General features: G+C 45.5%; 10 protein-coding genes. All 10 read left to right on the forward strand.

Annotated elements, in window-relative coordinates:
• Window positions 1–34 precede the first annotated feature (34 nt).
• The 10 genes from rsmC (at window position 35) to R7O13_RS16600 (ending at window position 15,974) form a co-directional block, all read left to right on the forward strand.
• Entirely contained in the window at window positions 35–1,060 is a 1,026-nt protein-coding gene (rsmC, locus tag R7O13_RS16555) for a 16S rRNA (guanine(1207)-N(2))-methyltransferase RsmC (RefSeq protein WP_005386543.1), read from the forward strand.
• A 226-nt stretch (window positions 1,061–1,286) separates the two neighbouring features.
• Window positions 1,287–4,673 (forward strand): response regulator, encoded by a 3,387-nt coding sequence (locus tag R7O13_RS16560; protein WP_213973262.1) that lies wholly within the window; start codon window positions 1,287–1,289, stop codon window positions 4,671–4,673.
• Between the two features lie 780 nt (window positions 4,674–5,453).
• On the forward strand, window positions 5,454–7,136 hold the full coding sequence (locus R7O13_RS16565; RefSeq protein WP_005380037.1) for an ABC transporter substrate-binding protein: 1,683 nt from the start codon (window positions 5,454–5,456) through the stop codon (window positions 7,134–7,136).
• Between the two features lie 170 nt (window positions 7,137–7,306).
• Window positions 7,307–8,293 (forward strand): ABC transporter permease, encoded by a 987-nt coding sequence (locus R7O13_RS16570; protein WP_005380038.1) that lies wholly within the window; start codon window positions 7,307–7,309, stop codon window positions 8,291–8,293.
• A gap of 2 nt (window positions 8,294–8,295) precedes the next feature.
• A complete protein-coding gene (locus tag R7O13_RS16575; RefSeq protein ID WP_047102642.1) occupies window positions 8,296–9,321 on the forward strand; it encodes an ABC transporter permease in 1,026 nt (341 codons plus the stop codon).
• A gap of 2 nt (window positions 9,322–9,323) precedes the next feature.
• Window positions 9,324–10,307: an ABC transporter ATP-binding protein gene (locus tag R7O13_RS16580; RefSeq protein WP_005380040.1), complete on the forward strand. Its 984-nt coding sequence runs from the start codon at window positions 9,324–9,326 to the stop codon at window positions 10,305–10,307.
• Between the two features lie 47 nt (window positions 10,308–10,354).
• The gene (locus R7O13_RS16585) at window positions 10,355–11,350 is read left to right on the forward strand and encodes an ABC transporter ATP-binding protein (protein ID WP_005380041.1); all 996 of its coding nucleotides are present in this window, start codon (window positions 10,355–10,357) and stop codon (window positions 11,348–11,350) included.
• Between the two features lie 63 nt (window positions 11,351–11,413).
• Window positions 11,414–13,153, forward strand: coding sequence for a glycoside hydrolase family 9 protein (locus tag R7O13_RS16590; RefSeq protein ID WP_238843853.1), 1,740 nt, complete (start codon window positions 11,414–11,416; stop codon window positions 13,151–13,153).
• A 2-nt stretch (window positions 13,154–13,155) separates the two neighbouring features.
• Window positions 13,156–14,046, forward strand: coding sequence for an N-acetylglucosamine kinase (locus tag R7O13_RS16595; protein ID WP_005380046.1), 891 nt, complete (start codon window positions 13,156–13,158; stop codon window positions 14,044–14,046).
• An 8-nt stretch (window positions 14,047–14,054) separates the two neighbouring features.
• Entirely contained in the window at window positions 14,055–15,974 is a 1,920-nt protein-coding gene (locus R7O13_RS16600) for a beta-N-acetylhexosaminidase (protein ID WP_213871667.1), read from the forward strand.
• The last annotated feature ends 81 nt before the right edge of the window (window positions 15,975–16,055 follow it).

The following is a 16,055-nucleotide window of genomic DNA, read 5'->3' on the forward strand; positions in this document are numbered from 1 at the left end:
ATCTGCCCCAAATTATTTCTGATGAACCAAATTTATGTCTGCTTATATCGCTCCTAGCCAAATAGCTCAGCGCCAACTTGAATACTTCAATGGAAAACACGTTTTAGTCGCTGGTGAAGTTGAAGACCTATTTCCTCTTGAGTTAGTGGCTCATTGTGAGTCTGTTGAAGTGTTTACTTCCAACTATAGCTACTACCGCCAAATTCAAACCTCTGACAAAGTGAAAAGTCATTTTGGCTCTGTGTTTGATGTTGAAACAAAAGCAGACATGGTCCTTTTATACTGGCCAAAAGCAAAAGCCGAAGCAGAATACTTGCTGGCGATGTTGATGGCGAAACTGGGCATTAACACCGAAATCGTCATCGTTGGTGAAAACCGCTCCGGCATCAAGAGCATCGAGAAGATGTTCCAAGAATACGGCCCTGTGAACAAGTACGACTCTGCTCGTCGCTGCTCATTTTACTGGGGTAATTGCCTCAATGAACCAAAACCTTTCAACCAAGCAGATTGGTTTAAGTCTTACACTGTTACACTCGGTGAGAAGTCGCTAGCGGTTAAGAGCCTACCTGGCGTATTCAGCCATGGCGAGTTCGACTTAGGTAGCCGATTGCTGCTTGAAACCTTACCTAAGCTGTCGGGCAAAGTGCTCGACTTTGGTTGTGGTGCAGGTGTGCTCGGTGCGTTTATGGCGAAAGCGAATCCAGAGATCGCGATTGAGATGTGTGACATTAATGCTTATGCGATCACTTCTAGCCAAGCCACATTAGAAGCGAATGGTTTATCCGGACGCGTATTTGCATCAGATATATACTCGGATACCGCAAAAGACTACCGCTTTATCGTCAGCAACCCGCCATTCCACAGTGGTCTAGACACAAATTATAACGCAGCGGAAACCTTGTTGGGTCAGGCACCACAATATCTAACCAAAGACGGCGAAATGGTGATTGTCGCGAATAGCTTCTTAAAATACCCACCAATTATCGAGCGGGCGTTTAATAATTGCGAGACGCTAAATAAGACCAATAAATTTTCTATCTACTACGCGAAAAAATCATAACTTCCCCCCGCGCAGGCACAAACCTGCGCGATTTTTTCTCATAAATTCAACACTCATAAGAAAAACTGCGTCACCCTGCACGCTTTACAACTAACTTTCTTGTCAAAGAAAAAAAACTCGTTAATTTTGTTAATTCTATCTAGTTGAACATCTTATCCGTTTTTAACGAGAACCTCGGCAGCGAAGTATGTTTTAGAACTGCCCATTATGAGTTGTAATCTTATCCATGTTTAAATTCTACAAAAAACAGAAATTTAAGCGCCTTCAGAGTACACTGATGACCGCATTTCTGGTGCTCAGTATCACACCTCTTACCATTACTGCGATCTTTTTCTTGCAGTCCCACAGTAAAGATCTGCAAGAACAAAGCACCTCGCACTTACTGTCTGTTCGAGATACAAAACAGCAGCAAATCATCGACTACTTTGAGGCACGAGAAACCGAAGTCATGGGCTTTGTGCGCTCAGAGTTGGCTTACGCCAGTGGTGGCCGATTCTACGGTCTCGTCAATGCTTTTAGTCGTTTAGGCAATGATATTGAAGAGTCTCGTAAAAACGCCCAACAGCGCTACATCGAGGGCAGCGGAGACCAAATCAAAACCTCAACGTTACCCGAGTCATCCAACTATGTAGGAAGTGAACGTTACCGGCTTTTACATAAACGCTATCATTGGGCCTACTTAGAGCTCCTCAAGCGCTCTGATTTTAATGACATTTTGCTGGTAGACATCAATGGTAACGTCACCTACTCGATCAACAAAGACGATAACTACGGAACGAACTTGTTATCAGGCCCCTACAAAGACTCGGCACTTGGCAAAACTTTCAAGCGTCTCGCCGATGATGTGACTGAACGTCGAAAAGTAAACGAAGACTACACTCCTGTGATTGTGTCTGACTTCGAGCTGGAAGGGGGGAAATCAGTCGCTTGGCTAGGTGCACCAATTGTTCAGCAAGGTTATCTACACAGCTATGCCATGTTCCGCTTGCCAAATAATGGCATCACTAAGTTAGCCGCAGACGCCAACCGAGAGTCATCAATTAACACCTTGCTGGTTGGAAATGATCACCAACCTCGCACAATTAACACGAAACAAGACGACATTAAGAACAGTTTAGAAGTGATCGATAAAGCACTCTCTGGTGCATTTGGTGTCGGCACTTACACAAACGGTTTAGGTGAAGAGATCATCGCGGCTTATGCACCGATTGAAACTCGTGGTGTGATTTGGGCGCTCGTCGTACAGTTACCAGAAAACGAAGCTTTCGCTCGTATACATCAACTCGAAAAACTATTCGTTATCGCTATGTTGATCGCCATTATCCTTGTGGTGATCGCTTCTCACTATTTATCAAACTTTATCACTTCTCCGTTGCTGAAATTGACTTGGGTTGCCGAAAAGGTCTCTGCAGGGGATCTTGATGACACGTCTTTTAATACGGTTCGTAAAGATGAAATTGGTCGGCTTGCGTTAAGCTTTGAACGAATGCAACGCTCTATTCGAGAGAAGATTCAAACCATTAAGAAGCAAAATGAAGAACTAGAAAGCAACATACAGATCATTCAGAAACAGAATGAAGAACTGCAATTGGCCGATAAATTAAAAGATGAGTTCTTAGCCACGACTTCTCATGAACTTCGTACACCGTTACACGGCATGGTCGGGATTGCTGAAACCTTAGCGTCCGGCGCCAATGGCGCGATCCCCGCTAGCCAGAAATATCAGCTTGATATCATCATTAAAAGTGGTCAGCGTCTCGCTAATCTAGTCGATGACTTGTTGGATTATCATAAAATGCGTTATGGAAGCATGGATATCCAGAAATCAGCAGTGAGTTTGGGCAGTGCAACACGATTGGTTTTAGAGCTTTCTAGCCATTTACTTGGAAGTAAAACCATCCGCATCATCAACCAAGTCCCAGCGGATTTAAAAGCAGTGTCAGCTGACCCGCAACGCCTTGAACAAGTGCTATATAACCTGATTGGCAATGCGATTAAATACACCTCAGAAGGTAAAATTGTTATCTCCGCTAATGTGGTAGATGATCATGTACGCGTACAAGTCGTGGATACTGGACAAGGAATTCCCGCAGAACAACTTGAACATATTTTTGAACCACTTATCCAAGCAGGGCAAGACGCGAGCCGTTATCGTCAAGGTGCAGGACTTGGGCTCTCCATTAGCCGTCAATTGATCGAATTAATGGGAGGCTCGTTATACGTCAGTAGCCAACCAATGGTCGGAACTACCTTCAGTTTCACTTTACCGCTCGCCAGTGAAGAAGAAATCCAAGCAACCCAGACTCTAGCTGCGCACGGACACTTCCAAATCCCTGAAGTTAATGTAGAGAACAGTGAAGACTTATCACTTCCAGAGAACCCAGACGGCCCGTTACTGTATGTTGCTGACGATGAACCAGTAAACTTACGCGTGCTTGAAAGCTTTTTACGTTTAGAGGGCTATCGTGTGCGTACCGTCTCCGATGGGCCAGAAACGTTAGCGCTCGTCGAGCAAGAGAAGCCGGAACTTCTGTTATTGGATATCATGATGCCAGGCATGAGCGGCTACCAAGTTTGTAGTGAACTACGTGAAGCCTATGATCATGCCGAATTGCCAATCATTATGCTCACCGCACTCAGTCAAACAGAAGATCGTGTAAGAGGTTTTGAAGCAGGAGCCAACGACTATTTATCGAAACCATTTAATAAACAAGAGTTGGCGGCACGTATCCAAGCGCATTTAACGGCAAGCAAAGCAGAAATGCGCCATATGGAAAACAAAGTGCTAGAGTCTGAACTTAGACAGCGAGCAGTCGTTGAAGCAAGCTTACTTGAGACTCAAGGTCGTTTGTTGGAACAGCTAGAATCGGCTCCTGAAGCAATCATCTGTCTACGTGAAGACAAGCGTATTCGCTTTGCTAACGAAGCTGCTTGTAAGCTATTCAAGCGTAGCTTAGAACAGCTAAAGCGCTCATCTGCTGATGAGCTGATTGCCCCTAAATATCTAACCGTCAAACAACCTCATTACTGTGGCAAGATTGATATCTATATTGAAGATATTCGTCAGAACATCGAAGCAGACATTCTTAAGCTCCCTGAAGGTTCAGGGTTAGATATCATGTACATCTTTAATGTCGGCGGTGGAGCCAGTGCCGCTCGCATACATAATCTAGAAACCGCCGTAGAAGTGCTTTCAAGTTATGCATTTGATGGTGACAAAGACCAATTACAAAAGCTAAAAGAGCTTGGCGGAGAATTTACGCGCCTTGCAGACAAAGCGCTCGGTAATAAAAAAGACAAGCAAGAACTTATGCGAGAAGTTCTAGTAGACGCAATGACACATGCTTTAGAGTATTGGGAATCTGTAACGGGTGAAAGTAAGTTCGCATTTGCAGAGCAAAGTGGCTTGTGGCGCGTTTATCTAGACCGTAGTACTTTGCAAACACGCACTTTAGATAAATACATGCGTATAGAAACATTACCCAAAACACCACGTTGGAGAACGGTGCTAAGCTCGATAGAGTTCATTCTCGAACACTGCAAAGAACAGAGCCCCGAGAGAGCATACATAGAAGCACAACGAGATAAACTACAGCGACTATTGACCAGCTAATATTTATCAAAAAAACTAGCCCAGCGTGCATGCTGGGCTTTTTTGTTATTCAAGTATTCCCTTCCTAGAGATAAAAGAGACCGCCTCTTCCTACCCCATTAACATATTTCCAATAACGAACATTCGGTTAGACATCGCTATCTATTGTTGGTCTTCAAACGTACGATCTTATCCATTTAACTGGCCTTAATTAGGTAAGTTCGAGCAACCAAAAAACTTCATTCATACAATAAAAAAAGGACGACAAACGGAAGAAAACTGTCGATAAAAAAGGCCACTTTTCAGATAACAAGCGGATTTTGACGAACTATTGATAGAGATTGCGAACTTAATCACAACAGAACGGCAGATTAATTTTTAGCTGATTAATTAACACCATTTCTGCATGTGAGCGAGATCTCCGAACCTAGAAACCAAGCAAGAAACGTATATTTTAAATGGATCACCAGGTTAGTAATCACCAACACTCATTATTAACAAGGATATAAACTGCGACGCATATCAACGTTTATTTTTTGTCCCTCTACTGGTTAAAATTAGCCAAAATAACGTTTATAACGGAGAGCTCAGAGATTTTAACGTTTTTAACGGGAATCAAGTTTGATTATTTTATGGATAAGGTGTTTTCTTACTCCTGCCTAAGGCCTACAGGCCACTCTTGGCGAAACTCAATGTTGTAATGAGTAAGGCATGTACAAGAGGTAGGTCTTAGAGAGTGTTTATCAATTGATGACATTCAATTCCATTTAGTGAAATGAAAGCAAATAGTAAGGAACAGCTATGCTTGCCAATATTAAAAAAACAGCACTAGCAACAGCAATTATTGCAACGGCTACTACAGGTTTTGCATCGGTAGCTACTGCGGCTGAACGCAGTGAACTGACTATCCACCCTAAAGAGTTTACAACTTTCGTTCGTAACTTTAACCCTTTCTTGGGTGCAACTAACCTGCACACAACAACCGACTTTATTTACGAGCCGCTCGTTGTTTTTAACGAAATGCACGGTAACACGCCTGTATTTCGTCTAGCAGAAAACTTTACCATGGCTGATGACCTGATGAGCGTAACCTTCGATATCCGTAAGGGCGTAAAATGGTCTGATGGCAAAGCGTTTACCGCTGATGATGTTGTTTACTCTTTCAACCTAGTTAAAGAGAAGCCAGAGCTAGACCAATCTGGTATCAACTCTTGGGTGACTGGCGTAGAAAAAGTTAACGACTACCAAGTTAAATTCCGTCTAAGCGAAGCAAACTCAAACGTTCCTTACGAAATTGCGAAAGTACCCGTCGTACCTAAGCACGTATGGAGCAAAGTAAAAGATCCAGCAACATTCACAAACGAAAATCCAGTAGGCAGTGGTCCATTTACCGAAATCGACACTTTCACACCGCAGCTATATATCCAGTGTGAGAACCCGAATTATTGGGATGCAGACAACCTAGATGTAGACTGTCTGCGTGTGCCGCAAATCGCGAACAACGACCAATTCTTGGGCAAAATCGTTAACGGCGAAATGGACTGGACGTCTTCATTCGTACCAGACATCGACCGTACGTACGCTGCAGCAAGTCCGAATCACCACTACTGGTACCCACCAGCGGGTACTCAAGCATTTGTAGTGAACTTCAAAAACCCAGACGCTGCGAAAAACGAAGCACTAACTAACGTTGACTTCCGTCGTGCGTTCTCTATGGCGCTAGACCGTCAAACTATCATTGATATCGCTTTCTACGGCGGCGGTACAGTGAACGACTTCGCATCTGGCCTTGGCTACGCATTCGAAGCTTGGTCTGATGAAGAGACGCACAACAAGTACAAAGGCTACAACACATACAACGCGGAAGGTGCGAAAAAGCTTCTAGCTAAAGCTGGCTTCAAAGATGTAAACAAAGATGGCTTTGTGGATACACCATCTGGCAAGTCTTTCGAGCTCCTAATTCAATCACCAAACGGTTGGACTGACTTCAACAACACAGTACAACTAGCCGTTGAGCAACTAGCAGAAGTGGGCATTAAAGCTCGTGCTCGTACACCGGACTTCTCGGTATACAACCAAGCAATGCTAGAAGGTACTTACGACGTTGCTTACACCAACTACTTCCACGGTGCAGATCCACACTTGTACTGGGATAGTGGCTACAACTCGAAGCTACAAGCTGGTGACGGCATGCCTCGCTTTGCAATGCACTTCTACAAGAACGATAAGCTAGACGGTCTTCTTAACAGCTTCTACAAGACAGCAGATAAGCAAGAACAGCTAGAGATCGCTCATGGCATTCAGAAGATCATTGCTCAGGACCAAGTAACTATTCCTGTGCTATCTGGCGCGTACATGTACCAATACAACACAACTCGCTTCACTGGTTGGTGGAACGAAGAAAACCCTAAGGGCCGTCCAAACATTTGGGCAGGTATCCCAGAGCGTCTACTTCACGTACTGGACCTAAAACCAGTTAAATAAGTAGAAGTTCATTTAAAGCGGCATACATCCCGTGTGCCGCCTATAAAAATCCCTTGTTAACGAAACCAATATGTGGCGCTCGTCGTCAGGGGATTTTTCGCTCTAAATTTCGCTAGGAGCGACCTGAAACCAGAAACAGGGAAAAAATCTGGGTGAGTAAGGTGTGAGTTATGGGTTATTTTTTAAGACGTTTGTCGTTCTATCTTGTCGCGCTCTTAGTTGCAGCGACGTTAAACTTTATTATTCCGCGAGCAATGCCTGGTGACCCAGTTACCATGATGTTTGCTAATGCTTCAGTACAGGTGACTCCAGAACGAATCGCAGCAATGAAAGAACTGCTCGGTTTCGTTGATGGGCCAATTTACATTCAGTACTTCTCGTACATTAAAAACATTCTAAGTTGGGAATTGGGCACCTCAATCCAGTTCTACCCACTTTCAGTTAATTCTTTACTAGGTAGTGCATTTGGCTGGTCACTATTTCTAGCTGGTACTGCGGTTGTACTTTCTTTCTCCATCGCTTCTGTCCTTGGTATTTTTGCCGCCTGGAAGCGCGGTAGTAAGTACGATGCATTCGTAACGCCTGGCACATTGATCATTCAAGCTATTCCACAAATGGTTATCGCAATGTTAGCGCTGTTTACCTTTGCGATTGGCCTGAAATGGTTCCCATCTGGCTATGCTTACACGCCAGGTACTATTCCTGATTGGACAAGCTGGGAGTTCATCAAGAACGTGGGTTACCACGCTGTACTACCTCTATTCTGTGCAACCATCGTTCAAATTGGTGGCTTCCTAGTTAACATGCGTAACAACATGATCAACCTTCTCGCCGAAGACTATATCACGATGGCTAAAGGTAAAGGGCTGAGTGAAAACCGCGTCGTCTTTAATTACGCCGCACGTAACGCACTACTTCCAAGTGTTACCGCACTGTCTATGTCTTTAGGTATGGCCATTGGAGGTCAATTAATCATCGAGATGATTTTCAACTACCCAGGCCTAGGTACTGTTCTACTTAACGCAATTCACGCTCGTGACTACCAAGTACTTCAAGGTCAGTTAATTATCATGACGATGTTCATGCTGTGCTTCAACTTAATGGCTGACATGCTGTACATGATTCTAGACCCTCGCCTACGTACGGGAGGCAAATAATCATGAAAGAACTATTCAAACTTATTTTAGGTAACGCATTTGCTCGCATTGGTCTTGGCATTGTTACGCTGTTCGTGTTCGTTGCGATTGCCGCTCCTTTACTTACAAAGCATGCGCCAGACAAGCGAACCGGTAACCCACACGAATACCCAAGCTTTGTTGTAAAACAGGCACAAAACAACCCTGATGGTTGGGTCGCTAAAAACCTAGCAGACGATCGTCGTACACTGCTTATGTCTAAAAAGGCCGACCACGTATTAGGTACTAGCCGAATGGGTCGCGATATCTGGTCGCAGGTGGCTTACGGTGCACGAGTATCACTGGGTGTAGGCTTTGGTGCTGGCATCATCGTGTGTTTCTTAGCAACAGTCATTGGTATATCGGCAGGTTACTTCGGCGGTAAAGTGGATGACGTATTGAGTGCCGCGATGAACATCATGTTAGTAATTCCGCAGTATCCATTGCTATTCGTGTTGGCGGCCTTTATCGGTGAAGCAGGCCCACTCACCATTGCCTTGATTATCGCTGGTACTTCTTGGGCATGGGGTGCACGTGTTGTCCGCTCTCAAACTATGGCACTACGCGAGAAAGAGTTCGTTAAAGCTGCCGAAGTATTGGGAGAGTCTTCATTCCGCATCATCTTTGTTGAGATTTTACCAAACCTTATCCCAATTGTCGGTGCGAGCTTCATTGGCTCAGTAATGCTGGCGATCAACACTGAAGCGGTCATTTCGTTCCTAGGTTTGGGTGATGCCAACACGATCAGTTGGGGCATCATGCTTTACAACGTGCAAACCTCATCAGCCATGCTGATTGGCGCATGGTGGGAAGTACTAGCACCTTGTATTGCCCTAACACTACTGGTTACTGGTCTTGCTCTGTTGAACTTTGCCGTTGACGAAATTGCGAACCCTCAACTTCGTTCTCACAAAGGCATGAAACGCTGGAAAAAACTAGCAGCAAAAGACAAGAAAGAGCGTGAGCCTGAACTGGCACCACAAAATGCACTATGGAGCGGAGATAAATAATCATGACTGCACCACTAATTTCCATCCGTAACCTATGCGTAGACTACATCACAGACGCGGGCGATGTCCGCGCCTGTAACAACGTGAGCTTCGACATTGCACCAGGTGAAGTATTCGGTCTGGCTGGTGAATCTGGCTGTGGTAAGTCCACTGTTGCCTTCTCACTAATGCGCCTTCATAAGCCACCAGCGTTTATCACAGGTGGTGAGGTTATCTTCAACGGTGAAGATATCCTTCAGTACAGCGATGATCGCATGCAAGCGTTCCGCTGGAGTGAAATGTCGATGGTATTCCAGAGTGCGATGAACGCTTTGAACCCTGTTCTAACCATGGAAGAGCAGTTCTGTGACGTCATCATGCGTCATACTAATATGACTCGCGCTCAAGCAAAAACACGCGCTGAAGGTCTGCTGGAAATCGTTGATATCCACCCTAGCCGATTGAGTGATTACCCGCACCAGTTCTCTGGTGGTATGCGTCAACGTCTAGTAATCGCAATCGCTTTGGCTCTGAACCCAAAAATGATCATCATGGACGAACCGACTACCGCATTGGATGTAGTGGTTCAACGTGAAATTCTACAAAAAATTTACGCGCTTAAAGAAGAGTTTGGTTTCTCAATTCTGTTCATCACACATGACTTGTCATTGATGGTCGAGTTCTCGGATCGTATCGGCATCATGTACTCAGGTGAGTTGATTGAAGTCGCGCCTTCTAAGCAAATTCTGGAAAGTCCTTACCACCCTTACACCAAAGGTTTGGGTAGCTCTTTCCCTCCACTAACTGGACCAAAGACCAAATTGACTGGTATTCCAGGTAACCCGTTGAACTTGCTAGAAGTACCACGGGGCTGCCGCTTCCAAGCTCGTTGCGATCGCGTACATGAAGCATGTACACGTGTACCAACCCAATTACGTCAAATTGAACCAGGTCGCCTCTCAAATTGCCATTTGTACGGCGACACCATTGCTCAAGCTAAGGTTTAACAACAAAAAAACGCTAGCTAAGAACAAAAATTACACTGGAGAGAATTATGAGCAAACAATTCGGCGAACTGCTGATTGAGGGTAAAAATGTCGTTAAGGACTTCCCTTTAAACAGTAACTCAATCAAACAATCTAAGATGCGCGCAATCAACGACGTCTCTTTCAAAATGTACAAGAGCCGCGGCTTGTCAGTGGTAGGTGAATCTGGTTCAGGTAAGTCTACTACTGCAAAAATGATTGCAAAAATGTACGCACCAACCGATGGCATCATTGAATACAAAGGTCGTGATATCCAAGACATCACCTCTCGTCACGATTTAATGACCTACCGTGAAGGTGTACAAATGGTGTGGCAAGACCCGTTTGGCTCGCTAAACCCAACGCACAATATCTTCCACCATATTGCGCGCCCGCTGCTGATTCATAAGAAAGTAGCACCGGGCAACAAGAAAGAACTGGAAGAGCGTGTGTACGACCTACTTGAACAAGTTGGTCTTATTCCACCAAAAGAAACGGCGCAAAAGTTCCCGCACCAGCTATCTGGCGGTCAGCGTCAACGTGTAAACCTAGCTCGTAACATCGCAGTTGGTGCAGAAGTGGTATTGGCGGATGAGCCAACATCGATGCTCGATGTATCAATCCGTGCCGGTGTTCTGAACTTGATGGAAGAGATGAAGTTCGAGAAACAAATGTCTCTGCTTTACATCACTCACGACATCGCAACAGCGCGTTACATTGCTGAAGATCTCGCGGTCATGTACGTAGGTCACATGGTTGAATGGGGCGATACTGAAGAAATCATTCACGATCCTCAACACCCATATACGCAACTGTTGGTATCTGCGGTTCCAGATCCATCGAAGTCTATTCACGAGAAACTGAAAGGCAACAAAGGGGAAATCCCACTTTGGACACCAGAATCTGTCGGCTGTCCATTTGCTGGACGTTGTGTACACGCTACCGACAAATGTCGCGAACGACTACCGGGCGTCACTCAACTGTCCGACAACCACTTTGTCCGCTGTTACTTATTTGAAGATTAATCATAACGAGGGTCAGGTTCAGCCTGGCCCATTCCTGTTTTTATCGTTTCCCGGAGACATTGAATGCTGCTACTGACTAACCACATTGGTTATGAACGTCTGGGCCCAAAGAAAGCCATTATCCAGACCGAACAACCACACTTGTCTTCTTACACTGCTCAATTGATTTGTGCCACTAGCGAGCAAACCGTGGCAACTTTTGCGGTTGAAGAACAAGGTAAAGTGGCGAACTGGCATCAGGGCTATTTCTACCTCATCGACTTTTCCTCTTTCACAACGTCAGGTGACTATTTCTTGCAAGTAGAAGATACGCGCTCTTCCTCTTTCATCGTTGGCGAACACATTCTGTTGGATCAAACTTTGTCAGATGTGATCCACTACTTCAAATCGCAACGTTGCGGCGGGATCTTCGATCAACAAGATCGACAACTTCCAGTACTAAACTCCAATAAAAAGGTTGATGTACACGGCGGCTGGTACGACGCATCAGGAGACGTTAGCAAGTATTTAAGTCACCTTTCATACGCGAATTATTTGAATCCTCAACAAACCCCAATGGTGGTTTGGAACATCCTAAAAGGGGTTTCATTGCTTGAAGGAAGCGAAGACATTGCAGCTTTCACACGTACACGTCTGATTGAAGAAGCCCTGTTCGGTGCAGACTTTCTTGTGCGTATGCAAAACGAAAAAGGCTTTTTCTACATGACGGTCTTTGACAAGTGGAGCAAAGATACTGCGCAACGCGAGATTTGCGCGTACGAAACTCAACTTGGTCACAAATTTGACGACTATCAAGCAGGCTTTCGACAAGGTGGCGGTGTCGCCATTGCAGCGCTAGCGGCAGCGTCGCGTTTAAGTGTTCACGGTGAATACGATCAACAAAAATACCGCAACGCTGCCGAAAATGGTTACTGGCACTTAAAAGAGCACAATACGCAGTACCTCAATGATGGGGAAGAAAACATTATCGACGAATACTGTGCGCTACTGGCTTGTGTAGAACTGTTTAAAGCAACCAAAGAAACTCGCTACTTGGAAGAGAGCCGTTTCTGGGCGCAACGTTTAGTTGCACGCCAAATGAGCGACGAACAGATTCAACACTTTTGGTCAGCAAACCAAGACGGCAGCCGTCCATATTTTCACGCAGCCGAAGCTGGCCTACCAGTTATTGCCCTATGCGAATATCTATTAATTGAAGACGACTCAGCACGAGCGGAATCGGTAAAACGTATCGTCAACCTAGCGTGTGAGTTTGAGATCACAATATCGAATAAAGTGATCAACCCATTCGGTTACCCTCGCCAATATGTTAAAGGCGTAAATGAGTCAAAACGCGAGGCATTTTTTGTCGCACAAAACAATGAATCTGGCTATTGGTGGCAAGGCGAGAATGCTCGACTGGGCTCACTCGCGACCATGGCGTACCTTGCTCAACCGCATATAGCGTCGCAAGAAGTACAGCAACAACTTTCTGTGTTTGCTCAAGATGCATTGAACTGGGTTGTAGGCTTAAACCCATACGACATGTGCATGCTAGATGGCCATGGTCGTAACAACCCTGATTACCTCCCTCAATATGGTTTCTTCAACGCAAAAGGTGGCGTGTGTAACGGAATCACTGGCGGCTTTGAAGACGAGGAAGACATTGCATTTAACCCACCAGCACAAAAAGAAGACGTGTTACAAAACTGGCGCTGGGGCGAACAATGGATCCCGCATGGCGCTTGGTACTTACTCGCGATAATGAGTCAAGCTCAGCATGTTTCTCAGTTGGCGACCTCTAAAAATATGAAGGAAGAATAATCATGGGAATGTATTTTGTCGGTATCGATGGTGGCGGCACGTCATGTCGAGCCAGGATTAAAGATTCACAAGGTAATTTTCTTGGCGAGGCCAAAAGCGGCAGTGCCAACATCATGCTAGGTGCTGAAATAGCAATGGCTTCGATTCTTGAATCCATCACTTCGGCTACCGAGCAAGGCGGTCTGACACAACAAGATTTCGCGTCGATGCACGTCGGCTTAGCCCTTGCTGGCGCAGAGCACAAAGCATCTTGGCAAGCCTTCATGTCTCTTCCTCATCCATTTGCCAGTATGACTCTGAATACCGATGCTTACGGTGCGTGCGTTGGTGCGCACAATGGCGAAGATGGCGCAATCATGATTGCGGGAACCGGTTCTTGTGGCATCTACCTTAACGGATTGGAGCAACATGTTGTCGGTGGTCGTGAGTTCCCTATTTCGGATCAAGGTGGCGGCGCAGTGATGGGGCTACGCCTAGTTCAGCAAGTTTTGTTAGCTGAAGATGGCATCAGAGAAAAAACGCCCCTAGCACAACACGTTATGACGCATTTCGAAAATGAGGTCGACAACGTGGTGGCGTGGTCAAAACAGGCGCTTCCTCGTGATTATGGGCAGTTTTCTCCGGCTATTTTCCAACATGCGGAACAAGGCGATGCACTGGCCATTGAAATGCTGAAGCAAACCGCAGCGGATATAGAAATGTTTCTCGTGGCATTAAACAAGCGCGGCGCAACACGTATTTGTTTAATGGGCAGCATAGCTGAACGCATTGTACGTTGGCTTTCACCACCAGTTCAGCAATGGATTGTTGAGCCACAGTTTGACGCGATTGAAGGCGCAATTATGTTTGCTGGCAAACCAGAACATAACCTTTACTCGCTCAGTGCGGCGTAGGAGTAGATATGGAATATCGTGTTGATCTCGTAGTCCTTTCTGAGCAGAAACAAAACTGCCGCTTTGGCCTCACCTTTCATAACTTGAGCGACCAAGACCTAAACAGCTGGAGCTTAACTTTCGCTTTCGATCGTTACATTCTTCCAAACAGCGTTTCAAATGGTCAACTGACTCAAATTGGTAGTTTTTGCACACTTAAACCAGAAGGGGTGGTACTGGCTGCCAACCATCACTATTACTGTGAATTCAGTATTGGTTCGAACCCATTCCGTTATTACTCGGATGGCTTTAACGAAGCGATGATCAACTTTGTCGTTGATGGAAACCCACAGCGCGCACAAGTGGATGTCACGCCTATCGTATTAGCTTCACCATACCGTGAACGCAGTGAGATTCCGGCAAGTTTAACCCATGCACAGCCCTTGCTGCCAAAACCAAACCATATTGAGGTCAGCGATCACTATTTTAGCTTTGATCATCATGCTGGCGTCGCGGTTTATTCAAGCCTGGCCAATTCAGCTAAAGAATGGCTACTTGAAGAGCTTAAGCGCATTCACCAATTTGAGTTCGCATCAGACAATGGCAGTCAGATCATCTTCAAAGGCAACCCAACCTTGGATGAAGGCGCTTACAAACTGAAAGTAGCCGAAGAGTCAATCAAAATTGAAGCAGGATCTTCGTCTGGTTTTACCCATGCTTGTGCAACGTTGTTACAACTAATCAAAGTTGGCGATCAACCTAACTCAATGGAAGTAGTTTGCTGTTCAATCAAGGACAGGCCACGTTTTCGTTACCGCGGTATGATGCTGGATTGTGCTCGTCACTTTCACTCCGTTGAGCAAGTCAAACGCTTGATCAACCAACTGGCTCATTACAAGTTCAATACGTTCCATTGGCATCTCACCGACGATGAGGGTTGGCGAATTGAAATCAAATCACTGCCTCAACTGACCGATATTGGTGCTTGGCGCGGATTGGATGAGATCAATGAACCACAGTACACGCACTTTGATGAACGTTACGGCGGCTTCTACACACAAGAAGACATCAAAGACGTTATCGAATTTGCATCGCAACGAGGCATCACCATCATTCCTGAAATTGATGTACCTGGTCATTGCCGAGCCGCCATCAAGTCGTTACCACACCTATTGGTAGAAGCGGAAGATACCACCGAATACCGCAGTATTCAGCATTACAACGACAACGTCATTAACCCCGCTCTGCCGGGGAGTTATGAGTTTATCGACAAAGTGCTAGAAGAAGTCTCTGCGCTTTTTCCTGCGCCTTACGTTCATATTGGTGCCGACGAAGTACCTAACGGCGTATGGTCAAAAAGCCCAGCATGCCAAGCACTAATGGAACAACTGGGTTACAGCGACTACAAAGATTTGCAAGGACACTTCTTGCGTTATGCCGAAGACAAACTTCGTAAATTGGGCAAACGCATGCTGGGCTGGGAAGAAGCTCAACACGGCGACAAAGTCAGTAAAGATACGGTGATCTACTCATGGCTAAGCGAAGAAGCGGCATTGAACTGTGCTCGCCAAGGCTTTGATGTGGTGCTGCAACCAGCACAAACCACTTACCTAGATATGACCCAAGACTACGCACCTGAAGAACCGGGCGTGGACTGGGCAAACCCACTGCCACTAGAAAAAGCTTACAACTACGAGCCGCTCGCTGAAGTGCCTGCTGACGACCCAATACGTAAGCGCATTTGGGGCATCCAAACAGCATTATGGTGCGAAATTATCAATAACCAACCTCGCATGGACTACATGATCTTCCCTCGTTTAACTGCAATGGCAGAAGCATGTTGGACAGACAAACAACACCGAGATTGGACCGACTATTTATCACGCTTGAAAGGCCATCTACCTCTGCTTGATTTGCAGGGAGTGAATTACCGTAAACCGTGGAAGTAATACAAAACTGATGTCGAAACATCACGCTTGAAGAGTTTTTAAATTTTGGCTGCTGATGCAGCTTCGTAAAAAGGAAAGACA

Source organism: Vibrio sp. Y176, assembly GCF_033438945.1.

Bases quoted from the DNA above. Each gene is read 5' to 3' on its own strand.
- R7O13_RS16560 (WP_213973262.1), top strand. From the start codon at position 1,287: ATGTTTAAATTCTACAAAAAACAGAAATTTAAGCGCCTTCAGAGTACA.
- R7O13_RS16570 (WP_005380038.1), top strand. From the start codon at position 7,307: ATGGGTTATTTTTTAAGACGTTTGTCGTTCTATCTTGTCGCGCTCTTA.
- R7O13_RS16575 (WP_047102642.1), top strand. From the start codon at position 8,296: ATGAAAGAACTATTCAAACTTATTTTAGGTAACGCATTTGCTCGCATT.
- R7O13_RS16580 (WP_005380040.1), top strand. From the start codon at position 9,324: ATGACTGCACCACTAATTTCCATCCGTAACCTATGCGTAGACTACATC.
- R7O13_RS16590 (WP_238843853.1), top strand. From the start codon at position 11,414: ATGCTGCTACTGACTAACCACATTGGTTATGAACGTCTGGGCCCAAAG.
- R7O13_RS16565 (WP_005380037.1), top strand. From the start codon at position 5,454: ATGCTTGCCAATATTAAAAAAACAGCACTAGCAACAGCAATTATTGCA.
- rsmC (WP_005386543.1), top strand. From the start codon at position 35: ATGTCTGCTTATATCGCTCCTAGCCAAATAGCTCAGCGCCAACTTGAA.
- R7O13_RS16585 (WP_005380041.1), top strand. From the start codon at position 10,355: ATGAGCAAACAATTCGGCGAACTGCTGATTGAGGGTAAAAATGTCGTT.
- R7O13_RS16595 (WP_005380046.1), top strand. From the start codon at position 13,156: ATGGGAATGTATTTTGTCGGTATCGATGGTGGCGGCACGTCATGTCGA.
- R7O13_RS16600 (WP_213871667.1), top strand. From the start codon at position 14,055: ATGGAATATCGTGTTGATCTCGTAGTCCTTTCTGAGCAGAAACAAAAC.